We start from the raw sequence: 26,545 nt of genomic DNA, 5'->3' as shown, positions 1-26,545 counted from the left end.
AAAATTGAAACCCCTCTAAAACAGAGGGGTTTTTTTATGATTATTTCTGTAGATTTAGTTAAAAGTTAACAATAGAATAATTAACTTATATTTCTAACCAATCTTAAGTTCTATATGAACAATTTTCTTTTTGTAGCTGCAGAAAATGATGCTATTGCCAGATGTAAGGCGGGCGGAATGGGAGATGTGGTGAGGGATGTGCCTCGCCAGATTGCAGAAAGGGGAGATACGGTGCACGTGGTGGTTCCTTCTTACTCCCGTCTTCATACTGAAGGCACCTTTATTACGGCGCTAAACTTCCGCTTAAGGGGAGAACCCTATACCGCAGAGCTTTATGAAGTTCAACCAAAAAAGGAATTTGAAAATATACGTCACTATGTAATTCATCACCCGGAAATTCAGGCTGGCGATATTGCCCATATTTACCATAACGATTTAACGGAACCATATTTTACAGATGCCGTTAAATTCTTTATTTTTTGTACAGCGGTTGCTGAAGCCATAAAAAATAAGGCTTTTGGCAACGTAAATTTTGTTCACCTGCATGACTGGCATTCCAGTCTGGTGCTTTTCTTAAGACGCTTTCATCCAGCTTACCAGAAGCTTAAAGGCATACGGTTTGTTTATACCATTCATAACCTTGCCATCCAGGGAATTCGCCCTTTTTCCGGAAGTTACTCTTCGGTTGAAAACTGGTTTCCCGATCTTGATCTTCATTACCAGGACTTGCAGGATCCAAGATATCAGGACTGCATTAATCTCATGGCTATTGGCATACGCTTCGCTGATGCAGTGCATACCGTCTCACCATCTTATAAAGAAGATATTTTAAAGACCAGCAGGCCTCCGGAATTTATTGGTGGGGAAGGACTGGAAGACGATTTAAAACAGGCAGATAAAGAAGGTCGCTTGTTCGGTATTTTGAACGGTGCCAACTATTCCAACATTAATAAAGTTGAAAAGGGTATCTTGTTCAGGCAATGCATAAGGAGGTTGTTTAGGTGGCTGCAGGAAGAAAAGAAAGATTATAAGGCGCATTACCTGGCGCATACAGGTGAAAAACTAACCCGCTTTCAGGAGAACAAACCAGATTTTATTTGTACCAGTATTGCCCGTTTGACCGAGCAAAAATTTTATTTCTTTCAGCAGGATCCAGAGCTCCTGCCAAAGCTAATGAAAAAACTTAACGAGACTAATGGGATTTTTATCCTGTTAGGAACCGGCGCGCCAGAATATGAAGCCATCTTTAGAGCAGCAAGTTATGAGCATAAAAATTTTATTTTCATCAATGCACAATCAGAAAGTGTTATAGATATGCTTTACCAGGAGTGTGATCTCTACCTTATGCCAAGCCTTTTTGAACCTTGCGGGATTAGCCAGATGTTAGCAATGAGAAATGGGCAGCCCTGCTTAGTCCATAATACCGGCGGATTAAAAGATACCGTGATTCACCGGAAAACAGGGTTTAGCTTTACAGGCGACACAATTGAAGATAAAATCAAGGAATTTGTAAAGGTGTTTTCTGAAACCGTGGATCTTTATTTTAATGACAAAAAAGAGTGGAAAAAAATTGCTGCCAATGCCAAAAAACAAAAATTTACCTGGAAAAAATCTGTAGATGAATATTACAAAGTTCTCTATGCTTTAACCGTAGAAGAAAAATAGTGTATAATTACAAGAATGTTCTGAAAACCGCTGTTAATAATAGCATAAATGAGTTTTAACAATTGATATACTTGCCCATTTTTCTTAAATTCGCAGTCATACTCAATTAAAACGTAAATATTCAAATGTCAGATAAAGCTTCATTAGAATTTCAAGGAAAAAAATATGAATTCCCTGTAGTAAAAGGAACTGAAAATGAAATAGGAGTAGATATTAAAACCCTTCGTTCAGAAGCTGGTCTTATCACCCTGGACCGCGGCTATAAAAATACCGGTAGTTGTGAGAGTGCCATTACATTTTTAGACGGGGAAAAAGGGATTTTAAGATATCGCGGCTATGCTATAGAAGACCTGGCAGAAAAGGCAGATTTTCTTGAAGTGGCTTATTTGCTAATTTTTGGAGAATTGCCTACCAAAGAGCAACTGGATAAATTTTACGCAGATATTCAGGAAGAGTCTGAAGTGGATGAGGAAATGAAAAAGATCCTTGATGGTTTTCCAAAGTCGGCTCACCCTATGGGAGTGCTATCTTCTTTAACCAGTGCCCTTATTGCCTTCAATCCCTCTTCTGTAGATGTTTCTTCAGAAGCAGATATGTACAAGGCAATTGTGAAGATCTTAGGGAAATTTCCTGTTCTTGCCGCCTGGACCTTAAGAAAGAAAAAGAGCGATCCTTTAAATTATGGAGATGATTCTCTTGGCTATGTAGAGAATCTGCATAAAATGATGTTCCAAAAGCCAGGTAAGAAATATAGTGTAGATAAAGCCGTAATCAATGCGTTGGATAAATTGCTTATTCTTCACGCAGATCATGAGCAAAACTGTTCTACTTCAACGGTAAGAATGGTGGGATCTTCCCATGCAGGCCTTTTTGCATCAATTTCAGCAGGAATTAGTGCATTATGGGGCCCTCTTCATGGAGGAGCCAACCAGGCGGTTATTGAAATGCTGGAAAAAATTAAAGAAGACGGTGGAGATACTCATAAATTTATGGAAAAAGCCAAAGATAAGGAAGACCCTTTCCGTCTTATGGGCTTTGGTCATCGGGTATATAAAAATTTTGATCCGCGGGCAAAAATTATTAAGAAATCTGCAGATGAAGTGCTTGGTCAGTTAGGAGTGGACGATCCTGTGCTGGATATCGCTAAAGGCCTCGAGAAAGAAGCATTGGAAGATGATTACTTTGTAAAAAGAAAACTTTATCCAAACGTAGATTTTTATTCCGGAATTATTTATCGTGCACTTGGCATTCCGGTAGAAATGTTCACGGTAATGTTTGCACTTGGACGTTTACCGGGCTGGATTGCACAGTGGAGAGAAATGAGGTTAATGAAAGAGCCAATTGGGCGCCCAAGACAAATTTATATTGGAGAAGGTCACAGAGACTTTAAACCTCTCGAACAGCGATAAAAAAAACCTATTTATAATTTTAGAAAAAGCTTCATCATGGTATGAGGCTTTTTCTATATTTGCCAAAATTCAACGTGATGAAACTGCATATCAATAATGAAACCGCACGCCTTAAAGCCGTGGTTCTTGGAACTGCCGAGAGTGTAGGAGGCATCCCCGATATCACCAAAGCCTACGATCCAAAATCTATTGAGCATATAAAATTAGGAACGTATCCAAAGGAAGAAGATATGATAAGGGAAATTGAGTCTGTGGCGAAAGTATTGAAGAAGTACGATGTAGAAGTGTATAGGCCAAAATTAATAGAAAATTACAATCAGATTTTTACCAGGGACATTGCTTTTGTGATTGAAGATAAATTTATAATGGCTAATATTTTGCCAGACAGGGAGCAGGAGATTGAGGCTATTCGTCATGTAATTAACCAAATACCTTCAGAAAATGTTATAGAGCTTCCGGAAAATGCCCATATAGAGGGTGGGGATGTTATGCCTTATGGGGATTATATCCTGGTAGGCACCTATACCGGAGAAGATTATAAAAGTTTTATAACGGCAAGGACCAACAAAGAAGCCGTACAGGCGTTAAGAGAGCTTTTTCCGCAGAAAAAAGTAGTGCCTTTTAATTTAAAAAAATCCAACCTGGAAGCGCGCGATAACGCTTTACACCTGGATTGCTGTTTCCAGCCGGTGGGTAGGGATAAAGCGATTATTTACAAGGGCGGCTTTTTGAACGTGCAAGAATATGAGTGGCTGGTGAATTTCTTCGGAAAAGAAAATGTGTTTGAAATCACCCGGGATGAGATGTATAACATGTTTTCCAATGTATTTTCCATTTCTGAAGACGTGGTTATTTCAGAAAGAAATTTTAAAAGGCTTAATCAGTGGCTTAGAGAAAATGGTATAACCGTTGAAGAAGTTCCTTATGCTGAAATTGCAAAACAGGAAGGATTATTGAGGTGTTCAACTTTGCCCCTGGTGAGACAGTGAGGTTAGGGGAAGAGTAGAAAGCAAATGAAGAAGAAAAAAGTGGTCGATTATGAGTTCTGTTTTTAAATGTTCAAAATTTATCATCTAAGATAATTTTGCCTGCTAGGTACGGCGAAGTAAATAAGGATTAAAAAGTAATTTTAAACAGACAACACACAATCCAAAGGACAAAAAAATGAAGCAGATTACAAATACCCTTCTAATGGTAAGGCCGGTAGCCTTCAGAATGAATGAGCAAACTGCTGTAAATAACTATTTTCAGGAAGACATAAAAAATACCGATGTAAATAAGCAGGCGCAGAAGGAGTTTGATGATTTTGTAAAAAAGCTAAATGCGGCGGGCATAAAAACCGTGGTGGTAAATGATGTATTAGAAGAGGATACGCCAGATTCTGTTTTTCCAAATAACTGGGTTTCGTTTCATGAAGATGGAAATATTGCGATTTATCCCATGTTTGCTCCAAACAGAAGGAAGGAACGTAGGCTTGAATATTTTGCTAAACTGGAAGAAGAAGGTTTTAAAATTCGCAATATAGTAGATTACACCGCTGCAGAGGAGGACGATATTTTTCTTGAAGGCACAGGGAGTATGATTCTGGACAGGGCAAATCAAAAAGCATATTGCGCAATTTCCCCTAGAGCTGATGAAGAATTGCTAATTGAATTTTGTGAAGATTTTGAGTTTACCCCGGTTATTTTTACAGCTAACCAGAGTGTAGGCGGAAAAAGAAAACCAATTTACCATACCAACGTAATGATGTGCGTTGCTGAAGAATTTGCGGTGATTTGTCTTGATACCATAGATAATGGGAAAGAGCGCAAAAATGTGCTAAAACATCTGAAGGCAGACGGGAAAGAAATAATAGCCATTTCTGAATCGCAAATGCACGAGTTTGCCGGGAATATGTTGCAGGTGCAGGGCGCAGGAGGGAAGAAATACCTGGTAATGAGTGCCAGGGCTCATGCGGGACTTCATAAAGATCAAATTGAAAAAATTCAAAAACATTGTGAAATCTTAAGCAGTGATTTGCATATGATTGAAACCTGTGGCGGCGGCAGTGCACGTTGTATGATGGCAGAAGTATTTTTGCCTAAGGAAGCATAGCGGTTTCACCTGCTGGCGTATGCAATTGGGATCTGGAGTTAAAACTGTAATTCTCTTTTTTATTATACACTGTTAGCAGGAGTTCGTATTCTTTGTAATTTTCCGGAATTTCAAGTCTCAGGGTAGCATCATTACCTACTTTCTTGACAGCGATGGGGTTTCCATAGCGGTCATTCTTAATAAGATACCATACAAACTCATATTTTTGAGAACTGCTTGGAGCATCTACCCATTGGCCATTTCTATACAGCAAGGGATGATAAACAGAAGTTCTTTCGGAAAAAAGAGGTTCAGAGGGACGCAGGATTCTTGCCTGTTCTGTAATAGATGCCTCTTTGTTGGATTTCCAATGGTCTTCAAGCTTTTTTAGAATATCTTTTCTTTTGCCGTCAAAGTCAATGAGTCCATCCAAGGTTACATAACTGCTACGTCTTTCATTTTGATAGTTTTGCAGTACAACATCAAAATCCGTCTGCACCTCTGGATTTTCAAGAAGCAGTTCCGGAGAAATAGCGCTAATATATAAAGGTACCTCACTTTGCTTGGTATAATTTTGAAAATTTTCCAGGCTTTCTGCATCGTATATTTGAATACCAAATGAATCAAAGGGAGAATTAAGATAAAGATTTTCCATTTGTGGAATATCCGTATTGCTCCATACTAAATCTAGGTTTAAGGATCTTCCAGGGTCAATTTGTTTAATCTCTTTTGCCAGGGAAATCAGCCATTCCAGATAAGCTTTTCTTTGATAGAATAATAAGGGTTTTTCAAAATAGGTATTAAGATCGTCCCTAAAGGTGTAGCCAATAATGGAATTCTCTTCTTTCAATTCCCGAACCTTATCAAGAATCTTTTCTTTAAGATTTGACAACTCATTTTTATCATCAATAAAATTAAGGCTGTTATTAACATCAAACTCATAGATTACCTGAAGTTGAAAATCAAAGGCATAACTAAGGAGGTTGTGATCGTAAATATTTCCGCCTCTAAATTGAAGGGTATTAAATCCTGCATCTTTAAGGATTTGAAAATCATGTTGAAGTGTTTTTCGGGTAGCTGCATAATAATTATCTTTCCAGTTATAGCCCTTTTTATAGCGCACTCCTTTAATATCATAAAGAATTAAAGGATGTTTCTGGTCACTATTTCTAACAGCGTAGGAAGTTTTTAATCGAGTACTTTTATCCTCCAGCGGGTGGCGGTGCTTAAATTTTTGATTTATGGTAGAAAAGGAAGAAGTAGTCCAGTCCAGCTCTTTTTTGGTGTACCAGTTATTCTTAGGAATATTGGTATCATAGGCACTGTTAAAAAGAACAACAGCAGAAATTTCAGGATATTTCTGGTTAATGGTCTCCATTGCCTGTACTGTCCATTTCTCCTGATTCTCATTCAATTTTAAAGAACCAAACTCTGCAAGCATTACGGGTTTATTGGTAAGTTTTTTAATCCGGTAGTGAAATGGTTTGTAAAGTTCATCAAAGGAATATCCATTTTTATCATGATTCAATTTCCCGTAATCCAGGGCAGTAATTCCTATCCAATCTACATAACGGTCGCCCGGATAGTACTTCTGCAGGAATTGTGGACGCCAGGGATTCCATACCATCATTACCTGTTGCGCATTAACAGATTGCAGCAGATTGTAGACATGTCTCCATGCTGCTATAAATTCTTCAGGGGTATTGTTTCCCTTTGATGACCAGGGATACTGCGGGTTATCAAATTCATGTGCAAACCTTAAAAAAACCGGTTGTTGATATGCGGCAAGTTTTTTCCCGAAATCCTTTATGTAGTCATCAAATTGGCCTTCAGAAATATTTTTAAAGATCTTGTGATTCTGTTTAAGGTAGGAGTTATTCTGGGTGATTGAAAATTCAGAGGACCATGGTTCCCAGGTTAGCATAGGAATGGCTTTAATGCTATAGATGGAATCCATGAGGGCTTCAGGAAGCTGGTTCTCACTTTTATCGCCCCAGGCCAGATAGAAAGAGATGATGTCAAAGTTGATGTTTGATTCCTTTTCAATTCTTTTGATGGTGTCCAGGTTTGAAATTCCCGAAAAGGAAGTAGGTTGAAAGATTCCAAGGTAGTTATTACCTGATTTATCAATATAAGTAACTTTCACATTCGTCCATTTTCTGCTATCCTTATGATATTTAGTACTCATAGCAAGTAACAAGATCATCAGAAGAAGGGGAAAAGCTATTTTTCTGGTCAAGAAGAAAATAGAATTAGCCACAACATAGGTTTTCTCCTTTAAATTATTAATTACTTCTGAAATTGTATTAAAGGCAGTAAATTTTTTATTTCTTAAGCTCTGGATTCTAATGGTAAGGTAAATTCCAAAAAGCATTATACAGGAATTAAAAAGCGCGAAACCTGCCATAATAATGGAAAATGGAGTAAGATCTTTTTGAAGGCCATAAATTATAGAACCAAATGAAACCACTGCTATGACAGCGTTAGGAATAACAATTTTAAAATTGGTGTTCCATTCATCTTCTTTAGGAGTAGGAAGGTAAGGCACTTTTTTATCCAATAGGGTATAAACTAATCCAATTATATAGATCCACCAGGTATTAATGTATAAAAGACCGCCTACAAGGTGAAAACCGCGTTCCTTCTTCTCTATTACCCATTTTTGAATATAAACCCGTATGAGCAATGAGCTGGCTACTACAGGTAAAAGAACAATTGCAAAATCTAAAATGTCTCCCTTCCAGGGAGTAATAGAAAAAACTAAGGAAAAAATTGGGATCAAAAAATTGATCAGGCAAATGATGCCTCCCAGATAATGAAGAGGAAGCAGGCCAAAATGGATTTTTTGCCTGGGAGTCAAATCTCCAAAAATTTGGGGATAAACTTTTCTCAGTAAATCAAAACTACCTCTGGACCATTTTAGCTGTTGTTTAAAGAAATTGGTAAGATTTGAAGGAGCCAATCCTTTTGCAAGTACTTTTGGCACGTAAACAGATTTCCATCCTTTGGAGTACATGAGCATGGCGGTATGCATATCTTCACATAAACCCGGAGCGTGGCCTCCAATACTATCCAGTGCCTCTCTTCTAAACACGCAATTGGCACCTATTGCATTAACGGTTTGGTAAGAATTTAATGTCATCATCACCGGGCCGTAAAATTGGAACGTTTGTTCGGCTGCTCCTTTTGCTACCAAAGATTCCCTGATGTTGTAATAAGACTGTACAATTTGAACGAACCCTATTTTTCGATTTTCAAAATGAGGGAGCACAGGGTCCAGAAAATTATGATCCGGGATATGGTCTGGATCCAGTATTACACAAATATCACCATTAGCAACAGTATGAAGGGCATTATTAATGTTTCCTGCTTTTGCATTTATCCTGTTATTTCTGGTTACATGATGAATGCCATGTTCTTCACAAAATTTCTTGAGGAATGGATCATTAGCCTCATCACAAAGATAGGTTTCATGAGGATATGAAATCTTTAGTATAGCTTCCAGGGTGGTAATGATCATTTGATAAGGTTCCCCGGGGAAATATGTGGTTAAAATATCTACCTTAAAGTTTGCAGTTATTGCTTTTTCTTCCGGGATAGAAATATTGGAATAATTGTACCATATATAGAGTTTTTTAAAAGCACTGTAGATCATGGTTATGGCCAGGAGAATATAGAGATAGATATTCCCTACGTACTGTGGTTGGAAGAAATACAGGATAAAACTCACAATACTTGTAATTCCCAGCAGAATCATAAATTTAATTATCCACCCTTCTTTTTTATTTGGCTCTTTAATCTTTTCCATCTACCGCATTTAAAACATATGAAGGAATGTAGGTGGTGGCAGAAGTGCGCTCTTTATTCATAAAGATTACCAATTTTTGAAATAGCCCCTCTTGCTGAGGTGCTTTAAATTGATGCCCTAAAGCAGATGCTCTTGGTATTACGGCAGATCGATGGAATGGATCTTCATTAATATTTACCCATGCTTCTGTCTTAATTCCATGAGGTAAATATCTACTGCAGCGTAAGATAAAATCTGCCAGGAGTACTGCAATTATATTTAATTGAATAATTTTTTTCATCTTCATTAAGATACTGGAAAAACCGCATACCACTAAAGTAGAATTAGGGCTGAATTTCATTTTTTTCATCCCTCACTACATAAAACGGGATGTTAGTGGTGGCAAAATTGTTATACCTGTCTTTTATATATACAAAGAGGCGATAGGGTCCTTCTTCAAATGGCACCTGAAATGTGGCTTTATTTCCATATTTATTCATAATTAAATTTTTAATCACGGGTCTTTGAACAAAAATGTTATTCCAGGCTTCTTTTCGTATTTCCCAATGTATATTTAAAGAATCTACGTTTTGTTGTAAAATCAGGTCTGCTTTTGCAGTATCACCAGCAATAAGGATATTGCTTTTTAAGGCTCCTTCACCATTTAGCAAAGCATATTCTATTTCTGGGCCGGGATATTTGTTGTGCTTATCTGTCCATAAATTTTCCAGCGAATGGTATACCTGGGAGCGTGAACTGTCCTGGTTAAATAAACTAAACCAGGTTATAGTCCTTTCCTGTTTAATCCCCCAGTAAAAATAGAAGCTTCCCAGACAGGCCTCATTGTTAATTGCGCCGGAATGGTATCGGCCCTTTAATAATTCTGCCTTCTTTGTGCTGGTTTGTTCTACGGGTGCCCCCCAGGAAGTCTTTTTTGCCTCCCATGGCCCGTTGAGCCCCCATTCAGATATTACATAAGGGCCATCCCATAGCAATGAAATGGATTGCAGCATTGGTTCCAGCCCGCTAAGACTTCCAAAGGCATTTAAAGATATAAAATCCAGTTCGGGGCTTCGGAAAGAAATGCTTAAAATAGTTTTTCTGCTTCCTGCAACTATTGCCGTGCTTACCGGATGATTGGGATCATAGCTATGAACAACCTCTATTATTCCATTAAATTTTTTGAAAAATTGGGAATTTTTATATCCTTCAGGATATCCTATTTCATTTCCCAGGTTCCAGTAAAGCAAAGCAGGATGGTCTTTATATCTTGAAACAGTAGTTTTTATACGTTGTTTTACCTTTTTTAGATCCCCATTCCAGTACTTCTTATTTTCCTCAAATGTGGGTAAAGGGATATCTACCACAACTGCCAGATCTAGATTCTCAGCTTGATCCAAAATCGCTTTCAGGCCAATGGTATCATATACTCTAATAGTATTACCACCTGCGTCTTTTAACTGCTCTAGAAAACCGGCTCCCGCCCCTCCTTTAATAAAAAATGGTTTGCCATTTCTGATGAGTTCATAACCCTTTGCGGTTTCCTGAATATAAACATTAGGGGGGTGTTCAGAATTTTCATCATCATCCTTACACGCCACTAGAAGGCCAAGAAATAAAAGCCATGCTATAAGTGTATTTTGAAGCCTGCCCAGAGAGTAGAAATTTAGTTAAAAATGTTTGGGGGAAAGTGCTAAGATAGAAACAATTGAAGATAGAAGCGTTAGCGATTTCTTAAAAATTTGCTAAGGGTCAATATCAAAATTACAGCCGTAAAAATTGCAAAAGGAAGGGAGCTAATGATCAGGAATTTTTGCATGGCAGCGAGCACATCACTTTCAGGCCTTATATTGCCCAGTACAATAATTGCTTCTGAAAAAATAAAAATAAGGACGGCCCAGATGAGCCGATATTTCTTTTTAGGCTCTTCTTTGCCTTTATCGCTGAACATACTCAATACAAAAATTGCCGAATCTACTGAAGTAACCAAAAAACTGGTAAGTAAAAGGACTACTATAACGTTGGTGATTCCCGAAAAAGGAAGGTTGGAAAAGAAAATAAACATAGAGGTGAACACATTCCCAAATTCACCATTATATGAAGGCATTTCTGTAATAATATCAAAGGCAGAGGTGCCAAAAACACTAAACCAAAAAAAACTACCTAAAGAGGGAATTAGGAGCACCCCCAGGATCATTTCTCTTAAACTTCTTCCTTTGGAAATCCTTGCAATAAAAATACCGGTAAAGGGGGCCCATGCCAGCCAGAACGCCCAATAATAGTAAGTCCAGTCCGTTAAAAAATGTTTTCCGGGATCGTAGCTTCCCCAGGCAAGGCTTAGAGGAATAAATTCCAGGATATAGTAATAAAGCGCCTCCAGGAAATTGGTGATAATTCCCTGCAGGTCTCCCAGGAACAGTACAAACAACATAAGGAATAGCGTAATATAAATATTCCAGTTGGATATGACCCTGATTCCTTTTTGTACCCCAGCGTATGCTGAAAGAAATGCCAGCAGGCATATTATAAACACCATTATCATTACAGGAGCAAGGGAACCGGGTAAAGAGCCGGTTAAGTGACTTATCCCTCCTTCAATTTGGGTGGTGCCAAGGCCTATAGCGGCTACCAGCCCAAAAACCGTTGTTAAAATGGTTAGTAAATCTGTAGCTTCAGGAAGAAAACGGATCTTCTTAAATCTTCCCAGTCCGGAACTTAAACGGATGCCTTCTTTTTCCACAAATATGGAATAACCTATAACAATGGCAAAAATCCCGTAGAAAGCCCATGCAGTAAAACCCCATTGATAAAAAGTATATTCCAGAGCAATTACCTCGTTGGAATTTGAGGTCACAATAGGAGGGTTAAGGTACATGAATACCGGCTCCTGGACTGCACGCAATAATATTCCCGCTCCCATTCCTGCACTGTACAGCATGGCAATCCAGGAGAGACGGTTAAATTCCGGAGGAGAATTTCCCAATCGTATTTTTCCAAATTTTGAAAATGCAATAAATAAAAGAAAGAGTACGCAAATTAGCCCCAGCCAGAGATAAAATCCCCCAAAAATTTCCCGGACCCATACAGATCCATCTTCAATTAATTCGTAGAAAAGTTCTGTAAATAAAAAGATAAAGAGGGAAAAAACAATGAGGATGAGTGTAGATAGGTAAAAAAGAGGATTTTTAGCTATATTTTTTCTGAAGTTTTTCAAAGATCAGGCGATGCTTTTTTGAGGTTCTCCCTTAGCGATTTTATTCAGCATTCCTTCAAAAATAAAATAATGGAATGGATACATAGAGTACCAGTACAATCTTCCCCAGAGGCCTTTAGGCCTGAAGGTGGCGGTTTGATGTAGTACATTTTCTTCATCAATTTTAAATTCCAGCCATGCTTCTCCGGGAACCTTCATTTCTGCGAACAGCAACAGGCGTTTCTCTTCTCTGTCTGCCAGCAAAACCCGCCAGAAATCGAGCGAATCCCCGCTGGCCAGCATGTGAGGATGGGTCCTGCCTCTGCGCAGGCCAACCCCGCCAAATAACTTGTCTAAGTAACCCCTAAATTTCCACAACCAGTTGCCATAATACCAGCCGTTTAATCCACCTATAGACCATATGCGGTCTAAGACTTCTTCCGGATTTTCAACTTTTGCGCTCTGGACGTCCCTTAGGCAGCCATATTTAGGTACCTGTATATGTTTGTTGAGTTCTTTTTTGAAGCGGCCGCTGCTAAGGGAATCTTTCCAGCTGGAGACCACCTGGTTTTGTTCAATCTTGTAAAAAGCCAGTTTTATGGCTTCAGTATAGTGCAGGGGCTTAATGTCTAACAATTCCTGGAGGCGCGTATCCCTGGTAACCACTTCAACTTTCATACTGTCCACAAGGTTACGGGCAAGTTTATAGGATGTTGATGTAATAAAATAAAGCCAGTAAGAAGAGAGGTTTGGCGACATTACCGGCACACTCCATATCCATAATTTTAGCCCGCGTACCTTTGCGTATTGCTCCATCATTTCCTGGTAACTTAAAACATCCGGCCCTCCAACATCAAAAGATTCGTTATAGCACTCTTTTCTTCCAATCACTCCCGTAAGGAACTGGATTACGTCCCTTATTGCCAGGGGCTGGCATTTTGTTCTTACCCATTGCGGGGTAATCATCACCGGAAGTTTCTCGCATAAATCCCTTAGGATTTCAAAAGAAGAGCTGCCGGAACCTATTATTATGGCTGCTCTTAAAACCGTGGTGTGAAAGTCTCCTTCATATAAAATTTCTTCTACCTTTTTACGGGAAGCCAGGTGTTTAGAGAGTTTTTCTTCATTTATTATTCCACTTAAGTAAATTACCTGATTTACGCTTGTTTCCGCCATCATCTGGTTAAAATTCTTTGCGGCCTTCATCTCATGCTCATCAAAATCTTTGGTGGAAGCAGACATGGAATGAATTAAATAATAGGCAACATCAATATGTTTAATTTTTGCCGGGGCTTCTTTATCTTCAAGAAAATCGATCTCAACAAGTTCCACCTGTTCCCGTAATTCTTTAGATGAAGAAAAACGGTTCTTATTTCTTACCGCGCAAATCACTTCATGCCCCTGCTCCAGAAGTTCCGGGAGCAGGCGCATTCCAATATAGCCGTTTGCACCTGTAAGCAGTATTCGCATGTGGAGAGGTTTAGAGGATAAAATAGGAATTAAATTAGTACTTTCACCTTTGATTAGTAAAATTTTATAAAATGAATAACGTGCTGAAAATAGTGCTGCTGCTTGTTGGTGTGGGGCTTATAGCCTATGGCCTGTATGCTGTGATTACACCAGAATTTGCCATAAATGCAGGTCCGTTAAAAGTAGAAGCGCATGAGGATAATACCCAATCTTACGCCATGATTGGCTTTGGGGTATTAGCACTTATTGCAGGGCTGGCGTTCCGCAGAAGATAATCAGCGTGGGATACCTATACTCTTTGCCCAATAATACAAGGTTTATTTTTAATGTTGAATCTCAAATTTTTGTCAAAGTATTAGCTTTAAGCCTTAGGTTGGAAGCATATGTAGATATTAAAATAGTTTAAAATTTCAGTTTCCCCTTTCTCAGCTATCTAACTTCCATCTTTTCCTGAAAAAAATCACCGCTAAAGATCGTCAATTTGAGTAGGCGCGTTATCTGCTTTATAATCAATTACTTTTCTAAAAAACTTGTGAATTGAAGCTTTGTCAGCCTTAACTTTAATAAAGTAATGGTCCCGGTAAATAGAATATTCCTCAGCTTTTCCTTTGTAGAGCGTAAGTTTATGATAAGGAATAATAAGCGCATAGGTTTCCAGTATGCTCCGGAACATCACAATTATTCCGTTAGGCCGCATTTCTACATTGCAGGTGTTTGTGTATTTGTCCAGAATCAGCAAATTATGAATATCAATACTGGCTGCAGTAATGTGGAGTTTGGGGGAGCCGGTGCCGTTTAGTTTCATCCGTTCCAGCAGGGTGAAGGTTTTGCCTACTTCAGCATCAATCTTTCTTTTTATGGCCGGGCGGTTATAAGAAATATTTTGCAGCATATTTTTTAGTTTGTTAGAATTGAAGTTTTTGGTGCTACCTGTATATTTAGAGGATAAAATATTAATGTCCTTACATAATTTAAGCGGTATTCAGCAATACCTTCCCTAAGATACCTATTTGCCTTTAAAGCATGGGCAAACTTCTAATTTCTCTTATCTTTGCAGCTCTTTAACCTGATAAATTAGGAAAAATGGCAATTCAGAGTATTCTTGCTACACATGTAAAAGAAGCTGTAAAAAAGATTCATGATGTTGAGATAGATCAAGTAGAATTTCAGCCCACCCGCAAAGATTTTGAAGGGGATGTTACGCTGGTTACTTTTCCCATGCTGCGTCAGGTAAAAACAAATCCGGCAAAGCTTGGGCAGGAAATTGGTCAGTATCTGCAGGAAAATGTTGCTGAAGTTTCCCATTTTAATGTAGTGCAGGGATTTCTAAATATCGTGCTAAGCAATTCTTATTATTTAAATTTCTTCGGAAGCATAAAAAGCAACGAAGATTTTGGAATTATTCCGCCAGCTTCCAATGCACAGGGAATTATGGTGGAGTATTCTTCGCCCAACACCAATAAACCACTGCATCTAGGCCATATCAGGAATAATCTTTTAGGTTATTCGGTTTCTGAAATTCTTAAAGCCGCCGGAAATAAAGTTTATAAAACACAAATTATCAATGACCGCGGAATCCATATCTGCAAATCCATGCTGGCCTGGCAACGCTTTGGGAATGGAGAAACGCCGGAATCTGCCGGAATAAAAGGTGATAAGCTGGTGGGTAATTACTATGTAAAATTTGACCTGGAATACAAAAAGCAGGTTACAGAGATGAAGGAGCAGGGGCTTTCTGAAGAAGCTGCGAAAGCCGAAGCGCCCATTCTAGTGGAAGCCAAGCAGATGTTGCTAAAATGGGAAGCCGGGGATCCAGAAGTGGTGGCCCTTTGGGAAAAAATGAACCAGTGGGTGTACAATGGCTTCGAAAAAACCTATGATGCGCTGGGCGTAGATTTCGATAAGAACTATTATGAAAGCAATACTTATCTTTTAGGAAAAGATGTGGTGGCACAGGGGCTTGAAAAAGGGGTGTTTTTTAAGAAAGAAGATGGCAGCGTATGGATAGATCTTACCGGGGAAGGCCTGGATGAAAAGATCGTGCTTAGAAGTGACGGGACCGCAGTTTATATGACCCAGGATATTGGTACTGCCATACAGCGGGTCAAGGATTTTGATATTAACGGGATGGTCTACACCGTGGGCAATGAGCAGGATTATCATTTTAAAGTGCTGTTTCTAATCCTGAAAAAACTGGGCTTTGACTGGGCAGATTATCTCTATCACTTAAGCTACGGAATGGTGGATTTGCCCAGCGGAAAAATGAAGAGCCGGGAAGGAACAGTGGTAGATGCCGATGATCTTATTGAAGAAATGAAGGAAACCGCCCGTGCCATTTCAGAAGAATTAGGGAAATTAGATGGTTATTCTGAAGAGGAAAAAGAAGAGCTTTATCGTATAATTGGCCTGGGTGCCTTGAAATATTATATTCTGAAGGTGGATCCTAAAAAGAGGATTTTGTTTGATCCCAAAGAATCTGTGGATTTCCAGGGAAATACCGGGCCGTTTATTCAATATACTTACGCCAGGATACAGTCTATCCTTAGAAAAGCCGATTTTGATTACAGTAAAGAAATCCCTACGGGCTACGAGCTGCATGAAAAAGAAAAAGAACTTATAAAGCAGCTTCAGCTATACCCCGAAACTGTTCAGCTGGCGGCTGAAAATCATAGCCCTGCGTTAATTGCCAATTACACTTACGAGCTTGTAAAAGAATTTAATTCTTTCTACCAGAATATCACCATTTTGGGAACAGATGAAATTCAGCAGAAAATTTTCAGGGTGCAATTATCACAGGCGGTGGGCAATGTTATCAAATCTTCCTTCGCTCTGTTGGGAATCCAGGTGCCGGAGCGAATGTGATTTTGAAGGAAAAAATTAAAGGTACACGGCCTGGAGGGCCAATTCTCTTGTGCCAAAACTGCCATTTTTTAGACTTGATTTTTTAGAGGAGAGAGGAAAGAGTAGAGAAAATGGCGAAGTGCGGAGAGCATAAAGAATTGTTTGTTATTTGTGACAAGAAATACAGGTTTGTTGCTATTTTGAAGTTGATTTGTAACAAAAGAATCCAGGAATTTTTTGTAAAAGAACAATCAGTCTACGGCAAATAATAACCCATAGCCAGATAGGGAGTCAAAAAAAGTTAAAAATAGATTACCTCGGGAATTAACTGTACCTTTGCCGCTTATATAAAAATGACATAGCACATAATTGTCATTTTTTAAACAATTTTTATGTCATTTAAATCATTGGGTTTGTCTGAACCCCTGCTGAAAGCAATCAGCAAAAAAGGACACACTACGCCTTCAACTATTCAGGAAAAGGCAATTCCATTTATATTAGAAGGAAAAGATATTTTGGCATCGGCTCAGACGGGAACAGGTAAAACTGCCGCTTTTGCACTGCCAATGCTGCAAGTTTTATCTGGAGGAGAAACTTTAAGAAAACGGCCGGTCCGCGCACTGATCTTAACCCCTACAAGAGAACTCGCCGCGCAGGTAATGGAAGAAGTAAAGGACTATAGTTCTTTTCTGGATCTAAGGTCTCACGTTATTTTTGGCGGCGTAAACGCTGCCCCCCAAATAAGGGCTTTAAGGCAGGGCGTGGATATTCTTGTGGCCACCCCGGGAAGACTGCTGGATTTACATCAGCAAAAAGCATTTTCCCTTGCCAATATTGAAATTCTTGTTTTGGATGAGGCAGACAGGATGCTGGATATGGGATTCCTGCGGGATATTAAAAAAATTCTCGCTTTAATGCCGGCACAACGGCAGAACTTGCTGTTTTCAGCAACTTTTTCAAAAGATATAAAGCAGTTTGCAAACACCTTTTTAAAACATCCGGTAATGGTAGAAGCCGCACCGCAAAACACCGCGGCAGAGAAAGTAGACCAGAAGGTTTATAAAACCAATAAATCTAAAAAAACAGCTTTAATCACCAAGCTTATTTCAGATGGCAATTGGGAACAGGTACTGGTTTTTACCAGGACAAAACATGGCGCAAACCGGCTAAGCCAGAAGCTGGAAAAAAGCGGGATTACTTCCGCGGCAATCCATGGAAATAAAAGCCAGGGTGCCAGGACAAAAGCGCTTGCGGGTTTTAAAAAGGGAAACCTGAGGGTGTTGGTGGCTACAGATATTGCTGCACGCGGACTGGATATTCCGCTTTTGCCCCATGTAATTAATTATGAATTGCCAAATGTACCAGAAGATTATGTTCACCGCATTGGCCGTACAGGCCGGGCCGGGGCAAGCGGACAGGCTATTTCGTTGGTGAGCGTGGATGAGAATGAGCATGTAAGAGGTATTGAAAAGTTATTGGGAGAATCATTGGAAAAAGAAATTCTGGATGGTTTTGAACCAACTGAAAATCTTCAGGAAGTACTTCAAAAAAAAGCCGATAATAAGGCACAGCATAGAGGTGGCGGTCGCAAAAGTGCTTCGTCAAAAACCAGAAGCGGATTTAACAGAAGGAGGAACTAAGTAAAATGCGGTTAGTGAAAAGTTAAGCGTGTAGAGCTAGGTGTTGTAATGTAAGTTACCATGACACTGGGTGGTTCATGCTGGTAACACAAGCGATACCCACAACAACTATAGATATTGCATAAAGGCCTGCAACTTCCACACGACCAAATTCTTGAGCTGCTAGTTAAATCTACCTAAATCTTTCTTTCTGACCGTCTTTGTAACTAATCAACCAATCCCTATCTTTGCAATTCTTAAAAACGTAGCAAGATTATGTTCGATAATTTAAGCGATAAGTTAGATAATGCCTTTCATGTTTTAAAAGGTCACGGCCAGATCACCGAAATAAACGTTGCCGAAACTCTTAAAGAGGTAAGGCGTGCTTTGGTAGATGCCGATGTTAACTATAAAATTGCCAAAGAGTTTACCAACACGGTTAAAGAAAAAGCGCTGGGACAAAATGTTCTTACTGCTTTAAAGCCTGGCCAGATGATGGTGAAGCTTGTTAAAGACGAGCTTACAGATTTGATGGGGGGAGAAGCTGCCGGGGTGAACCTTAGCGGCAATCCTTCGGTAATATTGATGTCCGGTTTACAGGGAAGTGGTAAAACCACTTTTTCTGGTAAGCTTGCCAATTATCTTAAAAATAAAAAAACAAAAAAGCCGCTTTTGGTTGCCTGTGATGTTTACAGGCCGGCGGCGATTAACCAGTTGCACGTTGTTGGAGAACAGGTTGGCGTTGAGGTTTATTCTGAAGAAGGAAACCAGGATCCCGTGGCTATTTCCAAAGCGGCTATTGCCCATGCGAAACAAAACGGGCATAATGTGGTAATTATAGATACCGCCGGTCGTTTGGCTATAGATGAAGCCATGATGACTGAAATTGCCAATATTCATCAGGCTATAGAGCCGCATGAAACCCTGTTCGTGGTAGATTCCATGACCGGGCAGGATGCGGTGAATACAGCCAAAGCCTTTAATGAACGCCTTAATTTTGACGGGGTAATCCTTACAAAACTCGATGGTGATACCCGTGGGGGTGCGGCCATTTCAATTAAATCTGTTGTAAATAAACCCATAAAATTTATTGGTACAGGGGAGAAAATGGAGGCTATAGATGTGTTCTATCCTTCCCGTATGGCAGATAGAATTTTAGGGATGGGGGACGTGGTTTCCCTTGTGGAACGTGCCCAGGAGCAGTATGATGAAGAGGAAGCAAGAAAACTTCAGAAGAAGATTGCCAAAAATAAGTTTGGATTTGACGATTTTCTGAATCAGCTTCACCAGATAAAGAAAATGGGATCTATGAAGGATCTCCTCGGAATGATTCCCGGAGCGGGAAAAATGCTGAAAGATGTAGATATTGATGACGACGCCTTTAAAGGAATCGAAGCGATTATTTATTCCATGACACCTGAAGAAAGGAGCAACCCAAAAATCATTAATTCGAGCAGAAAGAAAAGAATTGGGAAAGGTTCCGGTACTTCTGTACAGGAAGTAAACCAGCTGTTAAAGCAATTTAACCAGATGGGAAAAATGATGAAAATGATGCAGGGTGGCGGTGGCCGGCAGATGATGAACATGATGAAGGGGATGAAGTAGTGAGCAGTTCGGGGCAATAGGCAGTAGTTAATGGATTTTAGATCTTTAAAAGTCTATGAAAATTAGTTTTGGCCCTGCTATGGATATTTTTAATCTGACAAAGAATTTCAAAAGGAAGAAAAATATTCTTTAACAGACCAGATCAGAAGAAGTTCGCGTTCGCTGTGGACAAATGTTGCGGAAGCTTATCGAAAGCGGCGGTATCCAAATCATTTTATAGGCAAATTAAGTGATAGTGATGCTGAAAATCCTGAAACACAAAGCTGGTTAGAGTTGGCTTATGCTTGTGAGTATATTAATAAAAATACCAAAGAAGAACTAAACCAAAAAAGTTTAGAAGTTGGAAAGCTACTAAACTATATCATAAACAATCCAGTCAAGTTTAGAGTAAGTAAAGAATGACTGCAGACTGGGACTGAATACTGCTAACTGATTATGACAATACTGGACGGAAAAAAAGTCAGCAACGATATAAAGAGGGAGATTGCTGAAGAAGTTTCTAAAATTAAAAAGCGCGGAGAGAAAGTGCCGCATTTGGCTGCAATTATTGTAGGGAATGATGGCGCCAGTATGACGTATGTAAACAGTAAAGTAAAGTCCTGCAAAGAGGTGGGATTTGAATCTTCGCTTTACAGAATGTCTTCTACCATAAGCGAACTGGAGTTACTTGATAAAATTGAAGAACTCAACCAGAATGAGGATATAGATGGGTTCATTGTTCAGCTGCCTTTGCCGAAGCAGATTGATACCCAGAAAGTTCTTTTAGCCGTAGACCCAGATAAAGATGTGGATGGATTTCATCCCACAAACTTTGGAAAAATGGCGTTTGATATGACCTCTTTTATCCCCGCTACTCCTTTCGGGATTTTAGAACTGCTTGAACGTTACGATATTCCTACTAAAGGAAAACATACTGTGGTAATCGGGCGCAGCTATATTGTGGGCAGGCCGATGAGTATTTTGATGGGTAGAAGCGGTTTTCCCGGCAATTCAACAGTTACCTTAACCCACGAGTTTACCAAGAATATTACCCAAATAACTTCTCAGGCAGATATCATTATTATTGCCGTAGGAATTCCAAATTTCCTTAAGGGGGAAATGATAAAAGACGATGCCGTAATTATTGATGTAGGCATTACCCGGGTGCCCGATGAAAATGCCAAACGTGGCTATATAATTAAAGGGGATGTGGATTTTGAGAATGTTAGCAAACGCGCATCTTATATTACTCCTGTTCCCGGAGGTGTTGGCCCAATGACGGTCTCTATGTTATTGAAAAATACCCTGCTTGCCAGAGAGCGTCACAGGGCAATGAAAAAGGAACAGGCCTGATTTCTTTTTTATAAAATATTTCTATTCTTCAGCCAGTTTCCAGTCAAGGTACTTATGCAGGTCAGATTCTATAAACCTGAGGCCTATGGTCATAACAGCAAAATCGTCTACATATCCCAAACCGGGAATAAAGTCTGGCACAATATCCATAGGATTCAGGATATAAAGTACGGCAAAGGAAATTGCGGCAATGGTAAACCATGGCACCCCACTATAAACTCCTTTTCGATAATCCTGGAGCATCCCGAACATAAGCTTTACAATTTCAGAATATTTTTTGAGCATGCCAGAATTCAGGATCTTTTCAGAAACCTCTTTCTGACTGTTGGCGGCAACTTCCACATCTCCGTCTTTAATCTGGGCAACACCGCTTTTTACATATTCTTCATCAATTTCATTCATTTTCTTCTTGAACATAATCGTATTGTTTAAGTTAATAATTATAATCTGTCATGGGAATTCCCGTATTCTTTCCGGTAAATCTTCAGTATTAAGAGGAAAAGGGAGATTAGAATTGGCCCGAATATAAGTCCTATAAATCCAAATAAAGGTACTCCCACCACCACTCCAAAAAGGGTGATTAAGGGGTGAACACTGGCCAGCCTTTCCAGGACGTATAGCCTGATGATATTATCTGTAGCTCCCACAACTACAAAGCCATAGATAAGAATGGCAATGGCCTGCCAGTTTTGCCCCTGGGCTAACAGAAGGATGGTTACAGGCAGAATACCTATGGCGGTTCCAATAAAAGGGATCATAGAACCCACCGCAGTAATTACAAACCAGAAAAAAGGATCTGGCACTCCCACTATTAAAAACCCTATAAGCGCAATAATTCCCTGGCAAAGAGCTACCAGCGGGATTCCCAGGGCGTTGGATTTTACCAGCTGATTGCTTTCATCGCCAATAATGGTTAAGTTCTCTTTGCCTAAAGGAATATAAGTTATCAGGGAATCCCGAAGCGCATTGCGATTAATTAACATGTAATATAACATAAAGTACATAATCCCAATAGCTATAAAAACATCAAAAGTCCCCCCTGCAAGGCTTTGTAAATTAGAAGATACCCAGCCGGTAACCGAGGAGGTATCTATAGTACTGCTCACATCATATCCAACGTACTCTTCCAGATGATTGGTTTGCTCTTTTACCGCGCTTATCACTCTTTCTGAATTTGCCACGGCTTTGCCAATTTTAGAAGAGAGCATTAAGACTATAAGGGTAATTGGCACAAGTATGCCCACAAAAGATCCAGTCATTAGCAAGGCTGCTGCCACAGGCGGTTTCCAGCCCCGGGCCAGTAATTTTCTCATCCAGTTTATTAAAAGCGCATATAGGGTGATGGCTCCCAACACTCCGGAGAGATATGGTACTATTTCCCTGAATATTAAAACCGTTAAGAATAAAATTAGCAGGAGTACGAATATTTGCCGTACCAGAGCCGGTTTTAAGGTGTTCATATAAACAGGATTGGTTAGTTGTGGTTAGGTTGCAAAAAGCTGGTCTATATTTTTAAATGCTTTAAATTCCAGTGCGTTTCCACAAGGGTCTTTAAAAAACATGGTAGCCTGTTCTCCTGCCTGACCTTTAAAGCGGATGTAAGGTTCAATTACAAAATCGATTTCTTTGGCTTTAAGCAATTTTGAAAATTCCTGGAACACCTCCCATTGCAGCACCACCCCAAAATGTGGTATCGGTACATCTTTGCCATCTACAGGATTGGAATGTGCGGCAGCAGTTTCTTCAGCAGGTTTGTAATGAATAACCAGCTGGTGGCCGAAAAAATTAAAATCTACCCAGTGGTCACTGCTTCTGCCTTCGCCGCACCCCAGGGTCTCTTTATAAAATTTACGGCATTTCTCCAGGTTAGAAACAGGAATGGCAAGATGGAAAGGTTGTATCTTCATGGTTGGCTTGTTTTTATAAAATTGAAACTAGTCTTTCCCTGAAAATAAGAATAATTTCAATTTTTTTAAAAATAGTGAGATAACTTTACATCCGGCCTTCCCCGGCAGCTAATAATGTGTTAAGATTTGCCTTTGCGCGGCCTTCTTTTTCTGAAATTCTTTTTTTCAGAAGCTTTAGAGGAATTGTTTTTTGTTTTATCCTGAAGCATAGAGGCTTCTTCTGTTTTTAAAGAATCATCAACCATTTGGTTAATGGTTTTTAGTTCTTCAGCAGTCAAATCCCGCCATTTTCCCACGGGAATGTCCAGGCTAACATTCATGATCCTTATGCGTTTAAGAGAAGTTACCTCGTAGCCCAGAAATTCACACATCCTCCTGATTTGCCTGTTGAGGCCCTGGGTAAGTACAATCCTGAATTCATATTTCCCCAGCTGTTCCACCTCGCATTTGCGGGTTATCGTGTTTAAAATTGGAATTCCGGAGCCCATTCTTTTAATAAATTCAGGGGTAACAGGTTTATTCACGCTAACAATATATTCCTTTTCGTGATTGTTACGGGCGCGCAGGATTTTATTCACAATATCGCCATCATTGGTAAGGAAAATAAGGCCTTCACTGGGTTTATCCAGGCGTCCTATGGGAAATATCCGTTTTGGGTAATTGATATAATCAATAATATTGTCTTTTTCCACCCGGGTATCGGTAGTGCATACAATCCCAACCGGTTTGTTAAAGGCAAGGTAAATATTTGGCTCTTTTAGTTCCTGTTTTGAAACCAGCTTCCCGTCAACGCGAACTTCATCTCCCGGGGCAATTTTGGTGCCCATTTCAGGAACTTTTCCGTTTAAGGTAATCCGGCCCTGGTCGATTAATTTATCTGCCTCCCGGCGGGAACAGAAGCCCACTTCACTTAAAAACTTATTTATACGCGTAAGATGTTGTTCAGACATAAAAAGGAATTCTTCTGCAAAGATACAAGTTTTAAAATCTGCAGGAGCAGGGCGGCGCGGCCAACTTTTAAACCATACCCTGCAGGTTGAAATTAATAGAATAAGAAAATTCAGTAAAAAATAATCGGGTCAGGCAACCTTTTGTAACTTTTGCCCGTCTATGTAAATAGAAGGCCTTTTAATAACTGAAACAGGTGAAAGTAATTCAACTTTTTAAAAACGAAGCGCAATTAATAAAGCGGGCGGCCAAAAACAACCGGGAGGCACAGCAGTGTTTATATGAGCTTCACTCGGCAAAAATGTTAAGTGTGTGCCGGCAATATATAAAGGACCTTCACCATGCGGAAGAAGTGATGCTGAATGGTTTTTTTAAGGTTTTTACAAATATCGGTTCCTTTAGGGGGGAAGGTAGTTTTGAAGGCTGGATAAGAAAAATTATGGTAAGGGAGGCGATTTCTTTTTTAAGGGCAAATAAGAAAATGGAATTTCAGCAGGAGGAAATGATAAATTTCTCTGAAAGTGGGAACAATATTAACTCTGAATTCGAAGTCGCCCATATTCAGCGGATGATAGATCAGCTTCCTGAAGGTTATAAAGTAGTTTTTGTAATGTATGCCGTAGAAGGATATAAACACAGCGAAATTGCCAATATGCTGAATATTTCTGAAGGCACTTCAAAATCACAATTATTTAAAGCGAGAAAGATGTTGCAGGAGCAGCTAAAATCACAAAACGAAACAGGTAATGGCACCAATTAAATTTGAAGAACATATAAAAGAGCAGCTCGAAAAAAGGCAAATTAAACCTTCAGAATCCGGCTGGAATAAACTGGAAGCACGATTAGATGCCACCAAAGGCAAAAGTGGCGGGAACTCCAGATGGTGGATTGGGGTAGCGGCAGCTGTAGTGGCAGCATTAGTAATTGCAGGTTTTGTTTTTACAGCAAAAGATCCCGTTACTACTCCGCAAATTGTAGAGCAGCCGGTAGAAAAAACTGCTGTTCCTTCAGTTAAAGAAGCAACACCACCCGAGACTGGTATCGCTTCAGAAGAGGTTGAAGAGGAGCCTAAGGAGAGGAGAAATTCAGGAAAAGCTCCCGCTTTTCAAAGGCCTGCAGAAGGTCGCGAGAGCGAGATAGCAGCAACGGAAAAGGAAAATTCCGCAGAAGAGAGTGTAGCAGCAGATTCCGTTTCGATTAATCCTGAAAATCAGCATAAACCTGAAGAAGCTGTTTTTAGAAGCAAACTGGAAGAGGTCATTGCAAAGGTGAATTCCGCAGAAACAGAAGAAGGAGAAATTACCGATACTGAAGTAAACGCCCTCCTGGCCGAGGCAGCAAAAGAGATAAGCCGCAATTCTAGAGCAGAATATTCGGCAGGCCTTGTAGATGCAAATGCTTTACTGGAAGATGTAGAAGCAGAGGTGGACGAATCTTTCAGGCAAAAAGTTTTTGAAATGCTGAAGGACGGGGTTATAAAGGCCAGAACAGCAGTTGCAACCAGAAATAATTAACAATTTAATCATCACATCCCTGGAAAAGGGTCATTCATTAATCAATAGAAGCATGTATGCTTCATTTTAAAACCAAACATCATGAGAACAATTATTTTTTACCTAGTATTTAGCATTTTCAATTTAGCAGTTTGCGACGCTCAATCTTCAAATGGACTGGATGGAGAAAATTCAAAAAAAATTGAACGCCTGGAAAAGCAGAAAGAGGAAATTGTTACTGAAGAAAAAGCTGCTTTAAAAAAGGAAGTTGAAAAAATTAATTCAAAGGCAGAAAGTGGTGAAATTAGCTGGGACGAGGCAGAAGAATTAAAAAAGGAAGCAGCAAAAAAGCATGCCTTAAATATTGAAAACAGGATAGCCATTATTGATAATAAGATTTCACTGCTAACCCGTAACGAAGAAAATACCGCTTTTGAAGAAGATAATAATCATAAAACCTGGACATTCACCTGGGGGTCAGATAAAGATGAGGACAGCAATGAGAATGATGACGACCACTACTATAGCAGGACGGTTTCTGAACTGGTGGTTGCCGCCGGCCTGAACAACGCGCTGATGGAAGGCCAGTCCATCGAAGATTCTGATTTTAAAATTGGCGGAAGCAGGTTTTTTGAAATTGGCTGGGCCTGGAAAACCAGGGTTTTTGAGAAAAGCAACTGGCTTAGGTTTAAGTATGGGGTCTCCTTTCAATTTAATGGTCTAAAACCTACAGATAATCGGTATTATGTAGAGGATGAGGATGAAACTTACCTGGCTGAATTTGAGCAGGACCTCAAGAAATCTAAATTTAGAATGGATAATTTGGTTGTTCCTGTGCATTTTGAATTTGGCCCTTCAAAAAAATATGAATCGTACAGAGGAGTGAAATTCTCTACTGATAAGATGTTTAAACTTGGCCTTGGAGGCTATGCCGGCTTCAATATTGGAGAGCGTCAAAAGCTGAAATATGAGTTAAATGGGGATGATAGAAAGGAAAAGCTTAAAGACGATTACAATACTAATGATTTTATATACGGGCTAAGTGCTTACATAGGTATTGGGAATACTTCCCTTTATGCCAAATATGACCTTAACCCGATATTTTCAGATCCCAATCCGGAATTAAATAATGTTTCTCTGGGCTTGCGTTTTGACCTTGATTAATTCAATTAAGATTTTAAACTTGCCGGGCTTCATTAATAT

Annotated in this window: 23 protein-coding genes; 13 read left to right on the top strand and 10 right to left on the bottom strand. The window is 39.5% G+C overall.

Annotated elements, in window-relative coordinates:
• Positions 1-114: 114 nt before the first annotated feature.
• From AB8M93_RS08285 to ctlX, 4 genes are all read left to right on the top strand, one after another.
• The gene (locus AB8M93_RS08285) at positions 115-1,665 is read left to right on the top strand and encodes a glycogen synthase (RefSeq protein WP_373057105.1); all 1,551 of its coding nucleotides are present in this window, start codon (positions 115-117) and stop codon (positions 1,663-1,665) included.
• Positions 1,666-1,790: 125 nt separating this feature from the next.
• The gene (locus tag AB8M93_RS08280) at positions 1,791-3,074 is read left to right on the top strand and encodes a citrate synthase (protein ID WP_373057104.1); all 1,284 of its coding nucleotides are present in this window, start codon (positions 1,791-1,793) and stop codon (positions 3,072-3,074) included.
• Between the two features lie 77 nt (positions 3,075-3,151).
• Positions 3,152-4,063 (top strand): dimethylarginine dimethylaminohydrolase family protein, encoded by a 912-nt coding sequence (locus AB8M93_RS08275; protein WP_373057103.1) that lies wholly within the window; start codon positions 3,152-3,154, stop codon positions 4,061-4,063.
• A 175-nt stretch (positions 4,064-4,238) separates the two neighbouring features.
• A complete protein-coding gene (gene ctlX / locus AB8M93_RS08270; RefSeq protein WP_373057102.1) occupies positions 4,239-5,168 on the top strand; it encodes a citrulline utilization hydrolase CtlX in 930 nt (309 codons plus the stop codon).
• Here the strand turns inward: ctlX and AB8M93_RS08265 are convergent.
• From AB8M93_RS08265 to AB8M93_RS08245, 5 genes are all read right to left on the bottom strand, one after another.
• Positions 5,155-8,955 carry a glycosyltransferase gene (locus AB8M93_RS08265; RefSeq protein WP_373057101.1) on the bottom strand — a complete coding sequence of 1,267 codons (3,801 nt, stop codon included), beginning with the start codon at positions 8,953-8,955 and terminating at the stop codon, positions 5,155-5,157. The two genes, ctlX and AB8M93_RS08265, sit on opposite strands and share 14 nt — an antisense overlap.
• Positions 8,942-9,235 (bottom strand): hypothetical protein, encoded by a 294-nt coding sequence (locus AB8M93_RS08260; RefSeq protein WP_373057100.1) that lies wholly within the window; start codon positions 9,233-9,235, stop codon positions 8,942-8,944. Before AB8M93_RS08260 ends, AB8M93_RS08265 begins: the two co-directional genes overlap by 14 nt.
• Positions 9,236-9,278: 43 nt before the next feature.
• Positions 9,279-10,535 (bottom strand): glycoside hydrolase family 2 TIM barrel-domain containing protein, encoded by a 1,257-nt coding sequence (locus AB8M93_RS08255; RefSeq protein WP_373057099.1) that lies wholly within the window; start codon positions 10,533-10,535, stop codon positions 9,279-9,281.
• A 122-nt stretch (positions 10,536-10,657) separates the two neighbouring features.
• The gene (locus AB8M93_RS08250; protein ID WP_373057098.1) at positions 10,658-12,148 is read right to left on the bottom strand and encodes a BCCT family transporter; all 1,491 of its coding nucleotides are present in this window, start codon (positions 12,146-12,148) and stop codon (positions 10,658-10,660) included.
• Between the two features lie 3 nt (positions 12,149-12,151).
• Positions 12,152-13,597, bottom strand: coding sequence for an SDR family oxidoreductase (locus AB8M93_RS08245; RefSeq protein ID WP_373057097.1), 1,446 nt, complete (start codon positions 13,595-13,597; stop codon positions 12,152-12,154).
• A 71-nt stretch (positions 13,598-13,668) separates the two neighbouring features.
• Here AB8M93_RS08245 and AB8M93_RS08240 point away from each other — a divergent pair, with 71 nt between their 5' ends.
• Entirely contained in the window at positions 13,669-13,872 is a 204-nt protein-coding gene (locus AB8M93_RS08240) for an LPXTG cell wall anchor domain-containing protein (RefSeq protein ID WP_373057096.1), read from the top strand.
• A 191-nt stretch (positions 13,873-14,063) separates the two neighbouring features.
• Here the strand turns inward: AB8M93_RS08240 and AB8M93_RS08235 are convergent, their stop codons facing one another.
• Positions 14,064-14,489, bottom strand: a complete 426-nt coding sequence (locus AB8M93_RS08235) for a hypothetical protein (RefSeq protein WP_373057095.1) — start codon at positions 14,487-14,489, stop codon at positions 14,064-14,066.
• A gap of 191 nt (positions 14,490-14,680) precedes the next feature.
• Here AB8M93_RS08235 and argS point away from each other — a divergent pair, with 191 nt between their 5' ends.
• The 5 genes from argS (at position 14,681) to AB8M93_RS08210 (ending at position 20,994) form a co-directional block, all read left to right on the top strand.
• The gene (argS, locus tag AB8M93_RS08230) at positions 14,681-16,459 is read left to right on the top strand and encodes an arginine--tRNA ligase (RefSeq protein WP_373057094.1); all 1,779 of its coding nucleotides are present in this window, start codon (positions 14,681-14,683) and stop codon (positions 16,457-16,459) included.
• Between the two features lie 371 nt (positions 16,460-16,830).
• A complete protein-coding gene (locus AB8M93_RS08225; protein ID WP_373057093.1) occupies positions 16,831-18,078 on the top strand; it encodes a DEAD/DEAH box helicase in 1,248 nt (415 codons plus the stop codon).
• A 255-nt stretch (positions 18,079-18,333) separates the two neighbouring features.
• Positions 18,334-19,662, top strand: coding sequence for a signal recognition particle protein (gene ffh / locus AB8M93_RS08220; protein WP_373057092.1), 1,329 nt, complete (start codon positions 18,334-18,336; stop codon positions 19,660-19,662).
• Positions 19,663-19,803: 141 nt separating this feature from the next.
• Positions 19,804-20,064, top strand: a complete 261-nt coding sequence (locus AB8M93_RS08215; protein WP_373057187.1) for a four helix bundle protein — start codon at positions 19,804-19,806, stop codon at positions 20,062-20,064.
• Positions 20,065-20,097: 33 nt separating this feature from the next.
• A complete protein-coding gene (locus tag AB8M93_RS08210; protein ID WP_373057091.1) occupies positions 20,098-20,994 on the top strand; it encodes a bifunctional 5,10-methylenetetrahydrofolate dehydrogenase/5,10-methenyltetrahydrofolate cyclohydrolase in 897 nt (298 codons plus the stop codon).
• A gap of 21 nt (positions 20,995-21,015) precedes the next feature.
• Here AB8M93_RS08210 and AB8M93_RS08205 read toward each other — a convergent pair whose 3' ends face one another.
• The 4 genes from AB8M93_RS08205 to rluF all read right to left on the bottom strand — a co-directional run bounded on the left by AB8M93_RS08205 (position 21,016) and on the right by rluF (position 23,851).
• On the bottom strand, positions 21,016-21,411 hold the full coding sequence (locus tag AB8M93_RS08205; RefSeq protein ID WP_373057090.1) for a YkvA family protein: 396 nt from the start codon (positions 21,409-21,411) through the stop codon (positions 21,016-21,018).
• A gap of 23 nt (positions 21,412-21,434) precedes the next feature.
• A complete protein-coding gene (locus AB8M93_RS08200) occupies positions 21,435-22,454 on the bottom strand; it encodes an AI-2E family transporter (RefSeq protein ID WP_373057089.1) in 1,020 nt (339 codons plus the stop codon).
• 24 nt (positions 22,455-22,478) lie between these two features.
• Positions 22,479-22,901, bottom strand: coding sequence for a VOC family protein (locus tag AB8M93_RS08195; RefSeq protein WP_373057088.1), 423 nt, complete (start codon positions 22,899-22,901; stop codon positions 22,479-22,481).
• A 119-nt stretch (positions 22,902-23,020) separates the two neighbouring features.
• Positions 23,021-23,851 carry a 23S rRNA pseudouridine(2604) synthase RluF gene (gene rluF / locus AB8M93_RS08190; RefSeq protein ID WP_373057087.1) on the bottom strand — a complete coding sequence of 277 codons (831 nt, stop codon included), beginning with the start codon at positions 23,849-23,851 and terminating at the stop codon, positions 23,021-23,023.
• Positions 23,852-24,045: 194 nt separating this feature from the next.
• Here rluF and AB8M93_RS08185 point away from each other — a divergent pair, with 194 nt between their 5' ends.
• The 3 genes from AB8M93_RS08185 to AB8M93_RS08175 all read left to right on the top strand — a co-directional run bounded on the left by AB8M93_RS08185 (position 24,046) and on the right by AB8M93_RS08175 (position 26,506).
• The gene (locus AB8M93_RS08185) at positions 24,046-24,609 is read left to right on the top strand and encodes an RNA polymerase sigma factor (RefSeq protein ID WP_373057086.1); all 564 of its coding nucleotides are present in this window, start codon (positions 24,046-24,048) and stop codon (positions 24,607-24,609) included.
• Positions 24,596-25,363 (top strand): hypothetical protein, encoded by a 768-nt coding sequence (locus AB8M93_RS08180; RefSeq protein WP_373057085.1) that lies wholly within the window; start codon positions 24,596-24,598, stop codon positions 25,361-25,363. Before AB8M93_RS08185 ends, AB8M93_RS08180 begins: the two co-directional genes overlap by 14 nt.
• Before the next feature lie 81 nt (positions 25,364-25,444).
• Positions 25,445-26,506 carry a porin family protein gene (locus AB8M93_RS08175; protein WP_373057084.1) on the top strand — a complete coding sequence of 354 codons (1,062 nt, stop codon included), beginning with the start codon at positions 25,445-25,447 and terminating at the stop codon, positions 26,504-26,506.
• Positions 26,507-26,545 lie beyond the last annotated feature (39 nt).

The sequence above is a fragment of the Autumnicola aciditolerans genome (genome assembly GCF_041679265.1).
Classification (GTDB): Bacteria; Bacteroidota; Bacteroidia; order Flavobacteriales; family Flavobacteriaceae; genus Autumnicola.
Note: the sequence above shows the minus strand (reverse complement) of the source record. Positions and strands in the feature narration are given on the sequence as shown.